The sequence below is a fragment of the Sediminicola sp. 1XM1-17 genome (assembly GCF_037203765.1).
Classification (GTDB): domain Bacteria; phylum Bacteroidota; class Bacteroidia; order Flavobacteriales; family Flavobacteriaceae; genus Sediminicola.
Genome location: NZ_JBBCAS010000006.1, coordinates 217092 through 232702, shown reverse-complemented (window position 1 = coordinate 232702; position 15611 = coordinate 217092). Strand labels below are relative to the sequence as shown.

At 42.1% G+C, this 15611-nt stretch carries 11 protein-coding genes; 7 read left to right on the top strand and 4 right to left on the bottom strand.

The window, feature by feature from the left end:
* Positions 1-55: 55 nt before the first annotated feature.
* Complete coding sequence (locus tag WAA86_RS10950) at positions 56-2185, bottom strand: carboxy terminal-processing peptidase (protein WP_337301046.1); 2130 nt, start codon at positions 2183-2185, stop codon at positions 56-58.
* A gap of 212 nt (positions 2186-2397) precedes the next feature.
* On the opposite strand from WAA86_RS10950, the gene surE reads away from it, so the two are divergent.
* The 5 genes from surE to WAA86_RS10925 are packed head-to-tail and all read left to right on the top strand — an operon-like array spanning position 2398 to position 7217.
* Complete coding sequence (surE, locus tag WAA86_RS10945) at positions 2398-3177, top strand: 5'/3'-nucleotidase SurE (RefSeq protein WP_337301045.1); 780 nt, start codon at positions 2398-2400, stop codon at positions 3175-3177.
* Complete coding sequence (locus WAA86_RS10940; RefSeq protein ID WP_337301044.1) at positions 3170-3451, top strand: hypothetical protein; 282 nt, start codon at positions 3170-3172, stop codon at positions 3449-3451. Before surE ends, WAA86_RS10940 begins: the two co-directional genes overlap by 8 nt.
* A gap of 22 nt (positions 3452-3473) precedes the next feature.
* On the top strand, positions 3474-4586 hold the full coding sequence (gene lpxB / locus WAA86_RS10935; protein ID WP_337301043.1) for a lipid-A-disaccharide synthase: 1113 nt from the start codon (positions 3474-3476) through the stop codon (positions 4584-4586).
* Between the two features lie 47 nt (positions 4587-4633).
* Positions 4634-5212 carry a C40 family peptidase gene (locus tag WAA86_RS10930; protein WP_337301042.1) on the top strand — a complete coding sequence of 193 codons (579 nt, stop codon included), beginning with the start codon at positions 4634-4636 and terminating at the stop codon, positions 5210-5212.
* Positions 5202-7217, top strand: a complete 2016-nt coding sequence (locus WAA86_RS10925) for a ComEC/Rec2 family competence protein (RefSeq protein WP_337301041.1) — start codon at positions 5202-5204, stop codon at positions 7215-7217. The genes WAA86_RS10930 and WAA86_RS10925 overlap by 11 nt, the downstream gene beginning before the upstream one ends.
* 2 nt (positions 7218-7219) lie before the next feature.
* Here the strand turns inward: WAA86_RS10925 and WAA86_RS10920 are convergent, their stop codons facing one another.
* Both WAA86_RS10920 and WAA86_RS10915 read right to left on the bottom strand, forming a co-directional pair.
* A complete protein-coding gene (locus tag WAA86_RS10920) occupies positions 7220-8752 on the bottom strand; it encodes a peptide MFS transporter (protein ID WP_337301040.1) in 1533 nt (510 codons plus the stop codon).
* Between the two features lie 14 nt (positions 8753-8766).
* Positions 8767-10932 carry a S9 family peptidase gene (locus tag WAA86_RS10915; protein WP_337301039.1) on the bottom strand — a complete coding sequence of 722 codons (2166 nt, stop codon included), beginning with the start codon at positions 10930-10932 and terminating at the stop codon, positions 8767-8769.
* Positions 10933-11101: 169 nt separating this feature from the next.
* Here WAA86_RS10915 and WAA86_RS10910 point away from each other — a divergent pair, with 169 nt between their 5' ends.
* Both WAA86_RS10910 and WAA86_RS10905 read left to right on the top strand, forming a co-directional pair.
* The gene (locus WAA86_RS10910; protein ID WP_337301038.1) at positions 11102-12418 is read left to right on the top strand and encodes a hydroxymethylglutaryl-CoA reductase, degradative; all 1317 of its coding nucleotides are present in this window, start codon (positions 11102-11104) and stop codon (positions 12416-12418) included.
* Entirely contained in the window at positions 12418-13335 is a 918-nt protein-coding gene (locus WAA86_RS10905; RefSeq protein ID WP_337301037.1) for a GYDIA family GHMP kinase, read from the top strand. Before WAA86_RS10910 ends, WAA86_RS10905 begins: the two co-directional genes overlap by 1 nt.
* Positions 13336-13390: 55 nt before the next feature.
* Here the strand turns inward: WAA86_RS10905 and WAA86_RS10900 are convergent, their stop codons facing one another.
* Positions 13391-15511 carry a peptidylprolyl isomerase gene (locus WAA86_RS10900; RefSeq protein ID WP_337301036.1) on the bottom strand — a complete coding sequence of 707 codons (2121 nt, stop codon included), beginning with the start codon at positions 15509-15511 and terminating at the stop codon, positions 13391-13393.
* Positions 15512-15611: the final 100 nt, after the last annotated feature.

Below are 15611 nucleotides of genomic sequence, written 5' to 3'. Positions count from 1 at the left end.
TATAAAAAGCCCGGTAATAAACCGGGCTTATATATCATTCTATTATATGTAAAACCTATCCTTTTACACTAGCTAATTTGGTCTCTTTAATGTTGTTCAGTTTTAAATCTTGCAAAACGTTGATCGCCTCTTCAACATAGACATCTTTTGCCAAGTCTTGGTGCCAACGATCCCGCTTCTCTCTCAATACCTCATCCTGAGTGAACAACTCCTTTTCATATTTCAGGGATTCAAAAGATAAATGGGAATCGTAGTCGTTGATCGTTTTAAAATATTGCGACTTTTTCTTCATCATTTCCTCCTGATCCTTATACACTTTATAGTTCAAGGAAATTACATTTTCATCTTGCTGTTGCTTCAACCATTGGGCATTCTCCTCGATTAATTTAATTTGGGAGTTCAACGCCATTCTGGAAGCACTGTTGGCGATGGTCTGCTCATAATCAATATAACCGTCCCATGGCTTATAGTCCGCTGGGGAGATTTTATCCCAAGGCAACGGATTTTGTTGATCTCTCTCTCCAAGATCAATATAGCTATATCTATCTGGCACCACAACATCACTCTTTACTCCTTCCAATTGCGTGGAACCTCCATTGATCCTGTAGAACTTTTGGGTGGTCAGTTTAATCGCTCCAAGATCCCCATGTTCGTTGCTTCTTACAATATTGTCCAGAGGAATAACATTCTGTACGGTACCTTTACCAAAAGTTTGTTTGCTACCTATTACAATGGCACGTTTGTAATCCTGCATGGCGGCGGCCAAGATTTCAGAAGCAGATGCCGATAACTCATTTACCAGGATAACCAAGGGTCCATCCCATTGGATTCGCTCATCCTTATCATCGTACACTTCCTTACGCTGCCCTGAAGATCTCACCTGCACTATAGGACCATCTTTGATAAAGAGTCCGGCCATTTCCACAACGGTTTTTAGCGAACCACCTCCGTTGTCCCTAAGGTCAAGTATTAGACCTTCTGCTCCTTCCTGCTTAAGTCGTTCAACTTCCTTGGCCACATCCGTGGCTGCATTTCTGTTGTTATAATCCTCAAAATCCACATAAAACTTAGGCAAGTTGATCAACCCAAATTTTTGATCACCTTTTTTGACTGTCGCCGATTTTGCATAAGATTCCTCCAATTCTACAATATCGCGCACTAGCGTAATCACCTCAATAGATCCATCTACTTTTTTTACGGTAAGGTTCACTTTGGTACCTTTTGGGCCTTTGATGAATTTAATGGCATCATCAAGTCTCATCCCAACAATATCCACTGGTGGCTCACCTTCCTGACCTACCTTTAAAATTTCGTCACCAACTTCCAAACGCTTATCTCTCCATACCGGACCACCTGAAATAATTTCCACTATAGTGGTCTCGTCCTTACGTTTTTGTAAACGGGCCCCAATACCCTCAAACTTACCTGACATGCTCACATCGAATTTTTCCTTGTCATCTGGAGCAAAATAGTACGTATGCGGGTCAAACTCATCTACAATGGTATTGATATACTGAACGAACCAATCCTTGCGTTCCAGCTCATCCACAAAGTCATAAAATTCGTCAAGGGTGTTTTCCGTGGATGCCCTGGCTTCCGCTTCAATCTCCTTTAAGGATTTTGCGTTGTAATTGGCATCTTTGGTCTTTTTCTGTTCCTCGTCTGTCAATTTAGAATCATACGTACCCAAGGTAGCATATTTCAACTGTTTTCTCCACCGCTCCTTCAATTCCGATTTGGAACTTGCGAAAGGCTGATTGTCATAATCAATATTGATCTTTTCATCAGCACTGTAATCAAAGGGCGCTGCCAAAACATCTTTATACACTCCTTTGGCCTCTTGCATACGTTCGATCAACCTTTGGTGAACGAGATTGAAAAAGCTGATATCCGTATTTTTGATTTGATCATCGATCTGAAACTTATATTTTTCAAACTCTTGGATATCTTTTTCCAAGAAGTATCTTTTGGTGGGATCAATCACATTGATGAAATCCTCAAAGACCTCAACTGAAAAATCATCGTTGATATCCTTGGGCTGGTAATGCCCTTTCTCCAAAACATAGGTAATTAGATCCAACAACAACTTATCCTTATCACTGGTCTCAAAAGATTTATTCGTAAAACTGCAGGAGGCTACAGCGATCAGCATCACCAACAGTGCAAAAGCCAATTTCTTTTTCATGTTCTATTCCTTTTTTTAATATTTTGTTCCTTCCGACTTCCTAAAACAATGAAGCGCATGACCATTGAAAACAACCGTCATACACCCTACGGAACCCTCTAAGATACTGAAAAAACTATGCCACTTTGTGCTATATCCATTAAATTTTTGTTAAACGACAGCAAAGGCTTTTCATAATGAAAAACGTATTTTTGCACCATAAATTATAATCTATGGAAAAACCTTTGATTCTTGTCACCAATGATGATGGCATAACGGCACCAGGATTAAGGACTTTGGTACGGCTCATGAAAGAAATAGGAGATGTAGTTGTTGTAGCCCCTGACAGTCCACAATCTGGCATGGGACATGCGATAACCCTGGACAATACCTTATACTCAAAAAAGGTTGTCATAGATTCGGACCATGGGGCCACAGAGGAATACAGCTGCAGTGGCACGCCCGCTGACTGCGTGAAACTAGCCCTACAGGAACTCTTGGGAAGAAAGCCCGATATCTGTGTCAGTGGCATTAACCACGGATCCAATTCCTCCATCAATGTGATCTATTCAGGGACCATGAGTGCTGCCATTGAGGCAGGGATAGAAGGTGTACCGGCCATAGGCTTTTCCCTCTGTGATTTTTCTTGGGGCGCCAATTTTGAAAAAGCTGGGGAACCCATAAAAAAAATTGTTCGTGAAGCCCTGGACAAGGGCATGCCCAAGGGAGTAGTACTCAACGTAAATATTCCCAAATTGGAGGGCAAGGAATATAAGGGCATCAGGGTATCCAGGCAAGCAAGGGCCAATTGGAAAGAAAAATTTGACAAAAGAATCAGTCCCATGGGCAAGGAATACTATTGGCTCACAGGAGAATTTGAGTTATTGGACAAAGGGGAGGACACGGATGAGTGGGCTTTGGCCAATGACTATATTTCCGTAGTACCTACGCAGTTTGACCTTACGGCACACCACGCCATACAACAAATCAACAACTGGAACTTTCATGAATAAAAAAGAAATTATCATCGGTTTTTTGGTTGGTATCATTGCCAATACCATAGGAACCCTGGCCTACATCGTTCTATTTTCCGATTTGGGCATCATAGAGACCTTTACGGCTGCCATAGAACAAGAACATGTTGGCAGTTTACTGGCCTTGGGGGCCATCCTGAACCTTATTGCCTTTTTTGGTTTCCTAAAGTTGAATAGGGATCTAAGGGCCAGGGGCGTATTGATAGCTACTCTTTTAACTGCCCTGCTCATACTGTATTACAAAATGTTTTAATGGGAAATTTTAAAACAAAAAGATGAAATATTATATCATTGCCGGTGAAGCCTCAGGAGACCTACATGGCTCCAATTTAATCAAGGCCCTCAAAGCAAAGGACCCGGAAGCCGACATTAGGTGTTGGGGCGGGGATCTCATGCAAAAGGCAGGGGGATTCCTCGTAAAACACTATAAGGAAATGGCCTTTATGGGCTTTTTAGAGGTCCTAGGCAATATCAATACCATCTTTAAAAACATTAAATTTTGCAAGGAGGACATTCTGTCTTTTCAACCAGACCAGCTGATCTTCATTGACTATTCCGGTTTTAACCTAAGGATTGCGAAATGGGCCAAGGAGAATAACATCAAGACCAACTATTATATTGCCCCTCAAATATGGGCCTCTAGAGAAGGCAGGATAGAGAGTATAAAAAGGGACATTGACGCCATGTATGTTATTTTGCCCTTCGAAAAGGAGTTCTACGAACAAAAGCACAATTTTCCCGTGAACTTTGTGGGTCATCCACTAATTGATGCCATTGGGGACCGGAAGAAACCCGATGACACCCATTTTAGACAGACCAACAAACTCCACCCGAGCAAACCTATCATTGCCCTGTTGCCCGGTAGCAGAAAACAGGAGGTACAGAAAATGTTACATGTGATGTTGTCCGTTACCAAGGCCTTCCCTGAATATCAATTTGTGATCGCAGGGGCTCCTAGTTTGGACATGGATTTTTACGAACCTTTCCTCAAAGGCCCACAAGTGGGTTTTGTGGCCAATAGGACCTACGACCTATTGGGACTCTCCCATGCCGCTCTGGTAACCAGCGGAACAGCCACCTTGGAAACCGCACTTTTCAAGGTCCCCCAAGTGGTCTGTTACAAGGCCAATTGGATCTCTTACCAAATAGCCAAAAGGATCATAACACTGGAATACATTTCCCTTGTAAATCTGATCATGAAAAAGGAAGTTGTCAAAGAATTGATTCAGGATGATCTTAACACTAAAAATCTTACATCTGAATTGTTAAAAATATTGGACGGTAAGCAACGAAAAATGATCTTTGACGCCTATGAGGACCTCGAAAATAAATTGGGCGGCATAGGTGCCAGTGCGCATACCGCTGCACTTATTGTAGAAAATGCTTAAATTTATGGGGTAACCGATATAACATGAACAACCAATAAGCTTACACAATGATTCGTAAACTCCCTTATCTAGCATTGCTTTTTTTGATCGCCAGTTGTGGATCCTCCAAATCCACTACCGTTACCCATGTTGAAAGAAGCGTAAAGGTACCGAGAACTTCTGTTACCGTACCAAACGTCAACGAGGAGATTTCCCTGAGCAACAGCACAGAAATGGCCGAAGCCAGATCAGAGGCCTCTTTCAATTTTGCGGATAGGTTGATCAATACCGCTTTGGAATATTCAGGGGTGCGTTACAAATATGGCGGCACTTCTAAAGATGGACTGGATTGCTCCGGTCTGATGCTCATCACCTTCGGGGAACACAATTACAATTTACCCAGATCATCATCCCAAATGGCCCTGGAGGGCCAAAAAGTAAAATTGAACGAGGTCACCAAAGGAGACCTGCTCTTTTTCTGTACCGGAAGGCGCAACAGAAAAATAAACCATGTGGGGATGGTAGTAACCACAGAGGGTGACGAAATTAAATTTATCCATTCTTCCACTTCACGGGGTGTTATCGTTTCTTCCATGAGGGAAGGCTATTGGAACAGCGCTTTTGTAAAAGCCACCCGTGTTCTTTAGGCAAAACTCGGTAAAACTTTCTCTGTTCCTGATTATAGGGATACTTTTAGGGTACTATGCCGATACGGATCCACGGATTCCCTTGCTTGGCACAAGCATCTCCCTTGCCCTATTGGCCCTTATTTTCACAAAAAAGGGAAAATTACTTTGGTTTGGGACCTTGGCTGCAATTACGACCATGGGTATTGGTTTTTTGGCCATAACCATGGCCCAGCCCAACAATCAGAATGACCATTATTCCCATGTCCATGGAGCTGGGCCCAATCAATACCTTTTACAGGTACAGGAAGTACTCAAATCCAATGCCTATGCCCACAATTACATTGGCTCCATTATTGAAGTAAACCAAAAAAAGACCAATGGAAAGATATTGCTGTCCCTCAAGATTGATTCTGTTGGGACAAAATTAAAGCCAGATGACCGTATCTCCTATTACGGGAACTATTCAGCCATCTCCCCGCCTTTAAACCCACATCAATTCAATTACAAAAACTATCTGAACAACTTGGGTATCTACCATCGGATACCTTTGGAAACCCCTTTTTTCCAAATAAGGAACGAGCTCGTTACTACTTCATATGGTTGGGCTTTCGGGATACGGGAAAAAATTACAAACGCCTTAAAAAATGCAGCGATGGGTGAAAAGGAGCTGGGCATTGTCCAAGCACTGTTATTGGGGCAAAGGACAGAGGTCTCAGCAGAAACCATCAACGATTATGTCAATGCAGGTGCCATTCATATCCTGGCCGTATCAGGACTTCATATCGGAATCCTATTGATTATCCTTCAATTTGTACTGGCCCCTTTAAAACAGATAAGACATGGCCAGATCATACAGCTGACGCTTATCCTTTTGATTCTTTGGGGCTATGCATTTCTTGCCGGGTTTTCCGCTTCCATAGTAAGGGCCGTGGCTATGTTCTCGTTTTTAGCCTTTGCCATGAGCCTGAACAGGCCAACCAACACCTTCAACATACTTGCCTTGTCCCTATTTTTTATACTATTGATAGAACCCATGTTTCTATTTCAGGTTGGATTCCAAATGAGCTATACGGCTGTTTTTGCTATTTTATGGATTTATCCGATGCTCCAGAAATTATGGTCTCCCAGCAATACCTATATTAAAAGAATATGGCAATTGATGAGTGTAAGTATTGCAGCGCAATTGGGGGTACTACCTATTGCCCTATTCTATTTCCATCAATTCCCCGGGTTGTTCTTTCTATCCAATTTGGCCATAGTGCCTTTTTTGGGTGTCATCCTGAGTATGGGCATTGTGGTCATCGCCTTGGCTATGATCAACTTCCTCCCCCCTGCTTTATCATTCTTTTACAATGAAATGATAACCCTTCTGAACAATGTGGTTGGGTGGATCGGAAATCAGGAATCCTTTGTTTTCAGGGGCATCCCTTTTGACCTTGCACAGGTATTATTGGGCTATGCCCTCCTAGGTTGCGTCCTGTTTCTGTTCTCCCAACGCTCCGCAAAGAGATTATTAAGCAGTATGGTCTTGCTCATTTTTTTTCAATCCTATCTACTTTACGCCAATTATAACAGTCAGACCAAAGAAGAAATCATTGTGCTGCACCAATCAAGAAATACAGCCCTGTTCCATCGAACAGGAAACACTTTGGCCATCAGCACCACCGATCAAAATAGTATCCAGCACATCCAAGAAGATTATATGACTGCTGAACGTATCAAAAGGGTACACCTTGACACACTACATAATAGCTATCTTTTAAAAGATCAACTATTGTATGTTTTGGATAGCTTGGGCACCTATCCCCCAAAAAGTAACCGAGAAACATTGGTTTTAATGACCCAATCCCCTAAAATCAATTTGGAACGTTTTATTGATTCCGTCAAGCCAAAATTCATCATTGCGGATGGCAGCAATTACAGGGGAGCCGTACAACGTTGGAAGCAGACTTGTCTCCAAAAAAAAATCCCTTTTCACTATACTGGTGAAAAGGGAGCTTTTTATTTTACTTTGGATGACTGATACTAGTGCACGTTACCCATTAATTTTTTGATCAACGGTGACGCTATAAGCACAATAATTCCTGCACCTATGGCGTATTCTGCAATAAGCTGGAAACCGTCCGTATAAACAGTTAGGGTTTCAAAACCTCCGACATTCTTGTCCGTACTTTCTATGGCCAATTTTTTACCTATAAAACCAACCACCTGAAATGCGAATGCTGAAGACAGGAACCATACCCCCATCATAAAGGCCACAATTCTCTTGGGAGAAAGGTCGGTGATTTTGGAAAGTCCAACAGGGGACATAAAAAGCTCTCCTACCGATAGCAGAAAGTACATTAACAATAAGTAGGCAAAAGGCACCAAACCATTGGCATTGGCACTAGCACCACTGATGGCCAATATATAGAAACTGACACCTGCGAACAATAATCCCAATCCAAATTTATAAGGTGTCCTCGGGTTCAAATTCCTTTTGCTCAGATAGGTCCACATGAGGGAAATAGGAATAGCCAAGATAATTATGAACATGGAATTCAATGAATTGGTCTGTGCGGCGGACATAAAATCCAGGGTTACATTTCTTGCGGCAAACAAAGTGATAACACTTCCAGAAAGTTCGTGGAACCCCCAAAAAATGGTCATAAATACGGTAATCAATACGGCTACAAATAGTTTCTTACGTTCCTCCAGGGTAGCTTGGTACATGATGTACGCCAAATAAGCCAAAATAGCCACCCCGATACCTTTGAAAATGACATTCACAATATTCTGATCCCCAAAGAATGTGCCTTCAGCACCTAAGGATTTGTAGGAAGACAATAGGTAGGCTATTACCGGGGCGGAAAGCACTGCCAATACAGGAACAAGAACGCCCTGTTTCACGCCCAGGACCTTTTTCTTCATTACTTCTTGGTTTGGCGGCATTCCCTTGTCGCCAAAGACATTCTTGCGAATCCCGCTCCAAAAAAAGATCAGTCCGGTCAACATACCAATTCCGGCAAGACCAAACCCATAGTGCCAGCCGTAACTATAGGCCAACCATCCACACAACAAAGGAGCTACCCAGCCTCCGATATTGATTCCCATGTAAAAAATGGTAAACCCAGAATCCTTTCGCACATCGCCATCTTCATATAAGGAGCCTACGAAGGTTGAAATATTCGGTTTAAAGAAGCCATTTCCGACAATGATAAAGGACAGAGCGAGAAAAAAGGCCACATTGTTCTCTATGGCCAGTACAAAATGACCGATGGACATTAAGATCCCTCCCAAAAAAATGGAGTTCCGCATCCCTAAAATTTGATCGGAAATACGCCCGCCAATGACCGTTGATGCATAGACCAAGGAGCCATAAGATGCATATACGGCTGCCGTAGCAAAATCCCGTTCTTTCAAGGCCTCAAAGATGACCTCTACCATGTAAAGGGTCAAAAGGGCACGCATGCCATAGAAACTAAATCGTTCCCATAACTCGGCGAAAAAGAGGTAAAATAAGCCTTTTGGATGCCCAAAAAGCTCTTGTTGATCACTTGGTTTGATAGTATCTGACATAAAATTTCTTTTGGTTATAGGTTCTCTTTAATAAAGTTTGTCATTTTGGTATATAGGTGAAGTCTGGTATTGCCACCGTAGATTCCGTGATTTTTGTCCGGGTAAATGGCCCAATCGAACTGTTTGTTCGCCTGCACCAAAGCCTCAATCATACGCATGGAATTTTGAACGTGGACATTGTCATCCCCGGAACCATGGACCAATAAATATTTTCCCTTTAACAATTCCGGATAATTAAACGGTGAATTATCATCATAGCCGGAAGGATTTTCAGCCGGAGTCTTCATAAAACGCTCCGTATAAATGGTATCATAAAAGCTCCATGAAGTCACAGGAGCCACGGCGATCGCCATTTCAAATACGTCATTCCCTTTAAGCAAGCAATTGGTGGACATAAAGCCTCCATAGCTCCATCCCCATATTCCGGTTCTGCCTTCATCTATATAGGGCAAGGTGCTCAAGGAAGTGGCCGCTGCAATTTGGTCTTCCACCTCGTATTTCCCCAATTCCAATTGGGTGACCTTTTTAAAATCCCTTCCTTTAAATCCGGTACCCCTACCATCAACACAGGCAACGATATAGCCCTCAGCAGCAAGCATCTGGTACCAATAATCATTGGAAGACATCCACCTATTGGAAACAGATTGGGAACCAGGCCCACTGTATTGGAACATCAACAACGGATATTGTTTGGAGGCGTCAAAATCCTGTGGTTTGATCATCCACATATTGAGGTCATTGCCATTGATTGCGAGTGTCGAAAATTCTTTTGGACTAATCGCATAGGCCTCCAATTTTTTGAGAAGGGCCTGATTATCCTTAATTTTCTTCAATTCCTTACCGGATTGTGATTTGTGCAAGGTATATTCCGGTGGTGTTGTAGCACTTGAAAATGTGTTGATAAAATAAGTGAAGTCGGCACTGAAAGAAGCATCGTTCTGACCCGTTTTTTCGGTCAGTCTTTTTTTGTTCCTACCATTGCTGCTTATGCTGTAAACATCCCTATTGATAGACCCGTTCTCTGTGGACTGGTAGTAGATCTTGTCCGTCTTTTTGTCGTAGCCATAATAGGTTGTTACTTCCCAATTTCCTTTGGTGACCTGATTCTTTAACTTACCTTTTGAATCGTACAGGTACAAGTGGTTGTACCCATCCTTTTCGCTGGACCAGATAAAACTGTCATCGGCCAAAAAAGTAAGGTTGTCCGTAATATCCACATAGGCCTTATCCGTATCTTCCAAAACAAGGGTTACACTGTTATCCTTGGCATTTACCGCCATTAACTTCAGATTATCCTGGTGACGGTTCAAGGTCTGCACACTTAGGGAATTGGCATTGTTCATCCACTTTATTCTTGGGATGTAATAGGCACCCCCTAGGTCTACCATAGCTATTTCCCCATTGGACACATCGTATAAGTGCAATGAAACTTTGGCATTGTTCTCCCCGGCCTTTGGATACTTAAATTCGTGCCTGCTTGGATATAATTCCGATCCGTACATGTCCATGGAAAATTCCGGCACTTCGGATTCATCAAATCGAATAAAAGCTATTTTGGTACCATTTGAATTCCATTCGAAAGCACGAACAAAGCCAAATTCTTCTTCATAAACCCAATCGGTAACCCCATTGATGATTTGATTTTTTACTCCGTCCCTGGTTACCTGTACGGTGGTTCTATCCTTGACGTTGAATACAAACAGATTATTGTTGTACACATAGGCCACCTTGCTACCATTTGGGGAAAGGGTAGGTTCTTGGATTTTTTCATCGGCAATCTTTACGATGGATTTGGATTCCACATCGTACAGATAAAAAACACCCAGGGTAGAGCGCCTAAAAATAGGCTCTATGTCCGTTGCCAATAAAATTTTGCTTTCATCCTTGCTAAACTCGTATGACGTAAAATAGGGAATCTGGTCACTATCAGACGAAGAAACAATGGTCTCCAACTTTTCCAAGGTTTCATAGGCGTATTTATCTATCATGGAAGATTTGGTATCCCTACCATTGTTCAGGACGGTATATTCCCTACCATTATTCATAGACCTGAGCACATCCATGCCCTCTGTCCTAAATTCTCCATTCCAAATTTCCTCTAATGGTATTTGTTTGTTTTGTGCCGAACCGGCCACTATAAATCCTAAAATAAAAAGAAGTACTAGGTGTAGTTTTTTCATTAATTTTTAAAAATTGATTAAAACGTCCAAGTTTACTAATAATTTCACAAAAAAATAAACTTTGTTCTTAAATAATCACAACTTTAAGATTGCGCTATCTCTTGTTCAACAGGTCCCGTGAATTATTGTGTTAATCACTATCTTTGAGCCTCAGAACAAACAATTGAAGATGGCCCCGATAGAAGGATTTTCAAAACTTACCAAAGAAGAAAAAATAGACTGGATATCTGATCGATATACGGATAATTCCAAGGAAACCAAAGCGACCATAAAGCGTTATTGGAACACAGACAAGGAACTCCAAAAGCTGCACGATGAGTTTATTGAAAACACGATCACCAACTTCTATCTACCGCTTGGCATAGCACCCAACTTTTTGATCAACGATAAATTGTACGCTATCCCAATGGCCATTGAAGAGAGCTCCGTGGTCGCTGCAGCCAGCAAAGCTGCCAAGTTTTGGCTCCACCGGGGAGGATTTAAGACCAAGGTATTGGGTACCGAAAAAATAGGGCAGGTTCACTTTATGTACCAAGGGGATTGCCGAAAATTGGAGCGGTTCTTCCAGTTTGTAAAACCTAAGTTAATACAGGACACTTCCTCGATCACCAAAAACATGGAAAAAAGGGGTGGCGGGATCACGAATATCCAATTGCGCGATAAGAGCAAGGATCTCAAGGATTATTACCAACTTCATTGCACCTTCGAGACATTGGATGCCATGGGTGCCAACTTCATCAATTCCTGCTTGGAACAATTGGCCCAAACATGGAAAGCAGAGGCGTTGGAGTATGCTGAATTTTCTGGGGAAGAGAAGCATATAGAAGTGGTCATGAGTATTCTTTCCAATTATGTACCCAACTGTTTGGTCAGGGCGGAGGTAAGTTGCCCCATCCAAGATCTTCAGGAGGGCGAGGATATTTCGCCCTTGGAGTTTGCAGAAAAAATGGTCCGCGCCGTTAACATTGCCAAAGTAGAGCCCTTCAGGGCGGTTACCCACAATAAGGGCATCATGAACGGAGTAGACGCCGTGGTTCTGGCAACTGGAAACGATTTTCGTGCCGTGGAAGCCGGAATACATGCCTATGCGGCCAAAGATGGGCAATATACCAGTTTAACGCACGCCTCCATTGACCATGGCCGCTTTAGCTTCTGGATAGAAATACCTTTGGCTTTGGGAACAGTAGGCGGACTGACCAGCCTTCATCCCTTGGCAAAAATGGCTTTGGATATTCTGGACAGGCCCTCGGCAAAAGAACTGATGCAACTGGTGGCAGTGGCGGGTCTGGCTCAAAATTTTGCAGCCGTAAGGTCCCTGGTCACTACTGGAATACAACAAGGACATATGAAAATGCACTTGATGAATATTTTAAATCAACTACAGGCAACGGAGGCGGAAAAAAACACTCTGGTGAGCCACTTTAAAAAACACACCGTGACCCACAGCGCTGTAGTGGAGGCGATACAGAAGATACGAAAAGGATAATGGAAGACATCTATTACAGCCATGGCAAATTATTGATTACCGGTGAGTACGCCGTGCTCGATGGAGCCCTAAGCCTGGCACTACCCACTACCTATGGCCAATCCCTCAAAATCTCTCCCATTGAAGGCTCTTCCATAATCTGGAGAAGCTACACCAATACCAAGGAAATCTGGTTCGAAACTAGTTTTGAACCAGCTGAAATAAAGAAAAAGCACACCCATAACAAAACAGAATCTTCGGTAAGGAACACCTTGATCAAGATTCTATCTGAGGCCTTCCTTTTAAACCCAAACTTTCTAAAAGAATCTTCAGGTCTTTTAGTGGAGACCCAATTGGATTTTCCCAGAGATTGGGGACTTGGGTCCTCCTCTACCCTGATCAACAACATTGCACAATGGGCCGAGGTAGATGCCTATAAGCTCCTTTGGCTGGCATTTTCTGGCAGTGGTTATGATATTGCATGCGCACAGCACAAAACAGCCATTACGTATCAAATAAAAGAGGGGCGGCCCATGGTCAAGGAAGTTGATTTTGATCCCGATTTCAAAGATCAACTCTATTTTGTACACTTAAACCAAAAACAGAACAGTAGGGAAGGTATTGCACAATATCGGAAGATGGAGTTCAATACCGACAAATTGATTTCAGACATAGGACTCATCACCAAAAAATTGTTGACCTGCCAAGACTTGGCAGAATTCAATATACTGATCCATGAGCACGAAAAACGCATTTCCAACATCCTAAAAATGGAAACGGTAAAATCCAGGTTATTTCCTGAATTTCCGGGAAGCATAAAAAGCTTGGGAGCCTGGGGCGGTGATTTTATCTTGGCTACCGGTAGAGAGGAATCCCAATCCTTTTTCCTTGACAAGGGATACAAAACCATAATTCCCTTTTCAGATATGGCATTATAACATAAAAAAAGCCTCCCATTGGGAGGCTTTTTTTTATGACTTGAATATTTTCCTACTAGTAAAAGATAGATCTTTTATCTTCGATCTCTGCTGCATCTTTAAGTGCAATGAACACCCCGGAAGCAACTTTTGCTTCATTTGCAGCCTTTAAATTGTTGGCATAGGTACTGTAATTATCCAATTTTGGCGCTTCCACCTTATTGGTAACGGCTACCATAAATACACCTGTCTCGCCCTTGATCAATCCAGAAGTTTTTCCCTTTTCCATGGCAAAAGCCTTTCCTACAACATAAGGCTCCCTTCCTGCACCAGGAATAGTGGGTGCTTGCATGGTCAAGGCTGAAGCCGTTGCCATACTGACATTGTTGTCCTTCGCCAAAGCGTCCATGGATTTTCCTTTATTGGCTTCCATGATACGTTCTGCCTTTTTTTCCTTTCTAATCTTGGGAAGTACAATAACTGATGCATCTTCAGGTGACATAAGTCCTTCTTTGTAAGAAGCCGTCAATTGAACTACCGCATATCCGTTATTGATATTGAACCTTTTTATGTCACCTACCTTGGTATCTTCATTGAAAGCCCACTGTACTACGGGTCTCTGAGCCGACAATCCAGGAAGATTCTCATCCATTGCCTTGATCTTGTTGACCGGTCTCACCATATAATCATTGGATTTTGCCAAGGAGGCAAAAGAATCTTCTGATTCGGCCGTTTCCATTTCAAATTTGGTTGCATCTGTAAACAACTTGTTCATTGTTTCCTCAGAAGGCTCTATTTGTCTGGCCAAGGTTGCAATTCGGTAGATATCCTGTTTGTCATCCACTTTTACAATATGATATCCAAATTCAGTCTCTACCAGTCCGATATAGCCCACTGGGTTATTGAAAGCAACGTCATTGAATTTTTCTGTCATAACTCCTTCTTGGAAGTACCCAAGATCTCCACCCCTTGGTGCAGACGGACCATCAGATTTATCCCTTGCCAATTCAGCAAAAACAACTCCGTCCTTTTTAGCTTCTACCAAAAGTTCCTTCGCTTCTTTTTCAGCCTCTTCCTTTGTTCTTTGTACCGATGGATCAGCTCTTTCGGCCCCGGCCCAAGAAATTAAGATGTGACTGGCCTTTACAGAACCATTTGATTTTTTATTGACCATTTTGGAAAATTTGAAGAAATCCCCATCTCGGTAAGGACCATAGATCCCACCGATTGGTAAGGCGATCAATGAATCTGCAAATTTAGCAGGCAAATCATTTTTGGCCTTGTAGATAGTATCGTACTTCATATCGGAGTTCCTATCCAAGAAGGCAGCCAAATCCGTGGTTTTACCAAATCCTACAATGGTATCATTGGCATCCTTTGAAGCATTGTACTCAATTGTATCGTCCAACAATTTAACGATCTCTTCCTTAACTGCCTTTTCATCTTCCAATGATGGCTTCTCTTCAAAATACACAAAACGAATATCCCTGGATTCTTCCTGCTTGAAATCTTTTTTATGGTCAGCGATATACTTTTCTATCTCTTTTTTGCTTACCTCTATGGTACTATCGGCAATGGATGTATAAGGTACACGTACATAGTCAAGATCTACCTTGTCATTTGCCAACTTGTACTCAAACTCCCCTTCTTTTAAGGTTGCCCCAACACCAGCTCTTACCAAATTGAAGTAAGTCTGTTCCTTGGCCATTTGAATAATAGCTTTTTCCTCTTGCAACCAGATCTCATATTGTGCAGGATTATTGGCCTTTAGGTCCGCTATGAACTCACGGAATTTGTTTGCATCAAAAACCCCACTTTCGTTTAAGAACTGTGGACTTTGGCTATACGCCGGATTGCTGCTGATATAATTTACAATTTGGTCTTGTTCAATATCAATACCAAGCTCTTCAAACTGCTGCCCAAGTACCATATTTCTTACCTCCTGCTCCCAAACGCTGTTCACCAACTGCATGGAAGAAGCTTGTGGTCCGTATCTCCTTGAAGCCGCTTCTACTTTTTGTCTGAACTCATCTATAGAGATTTCCTCGCCATTAATTTCTGCCACGGAAGAACCAACCTTTCCGTCGGAAAACCCATTACTGCTAAAAACACCTGAAATCACGAATGCAAACAAAGCCAAACCGATGATCAAAATCAATACGGTGGTTCGTTTCCTAATCTTCTCTAATACTGCCATTATGTAAACTATTTTAAATCAGTTGGCGAAATTACCATTTTCTTTGATGTATTAAAATTTTTATTTACGAAATAGCAAAGAAAAAATGGGATAACTGATA

Bases quoted from the DNA above. Each gene is read 5' to 3' on its own strand.
- WAA86_RS10950 (WP_337301046.1), bottom strand. From the start codon at position 2,185: ATGAAAAAGAAATTGGCTTTTGCACTGTTGGTGATGCTGATCGCTGTA.
- surE (WP_337301045.1), top strand. From the start codon at position 2,398: ATGGAAAAACCTTTGATTCTTGTCACCAATGATGATGGCATAACGGCA.
- WAA86_RS10940 (WP_337301044.1), top strand. From the start codon at position 3,170: ATGAATAAAAAAGAAATTATCATCGGTTTTTTGGTTGGTATCATTGCC.
- lpxB (WP_337301043.1), top strand. From the start codon at position 3,474: ATGAAATATTATATCATTGCCGGTGAAGCCTCAGGAGACCTACATGGC.
- WAA86_RS10930 (WP_337301042.1), top strand. From the start codon at position 4,634: ATGATTCGTAAACTCCCTTATCTAGCATTGCTTTTTTTGATCGCCAGT.
- WAA86_RS10920 (WP_337301040.1), bottom strand. From the start codon at position 8,752: ATGTCAGATACTATCAAACCAAGTGATCAACAAGAGCTTTTTGGGCAT.
- WAA86_RS10915 (WP_337301039.1), bottom strand. From the start codon at position 10,932: ATGAAAAAACTACACCTAGTACTTCTTTTTATTTTAGGATTTATAGTG.
- WAA86_RS10910 (WP_337301038.1), top strand. From the start codon at position 11,102: ATGGCCCCGATAGAAGGATTTTCAAAACTTACCAAAGAAGAAAAAATA.
- WAA86_RS10905 (WP_337301037.1), top strand. From the start codon at position 12,418: ATGGAAGACATCTATTACAGCCATGGCAAATTATTGATTACCGGTGAG.
- WAA86_RS10900 (WP_337301036.1), bottom strand. From the start codon at position 15,511: ATGGCAGTATTAGAGAAGATTAGGAAACGAACCACCGTATTGATTTTG.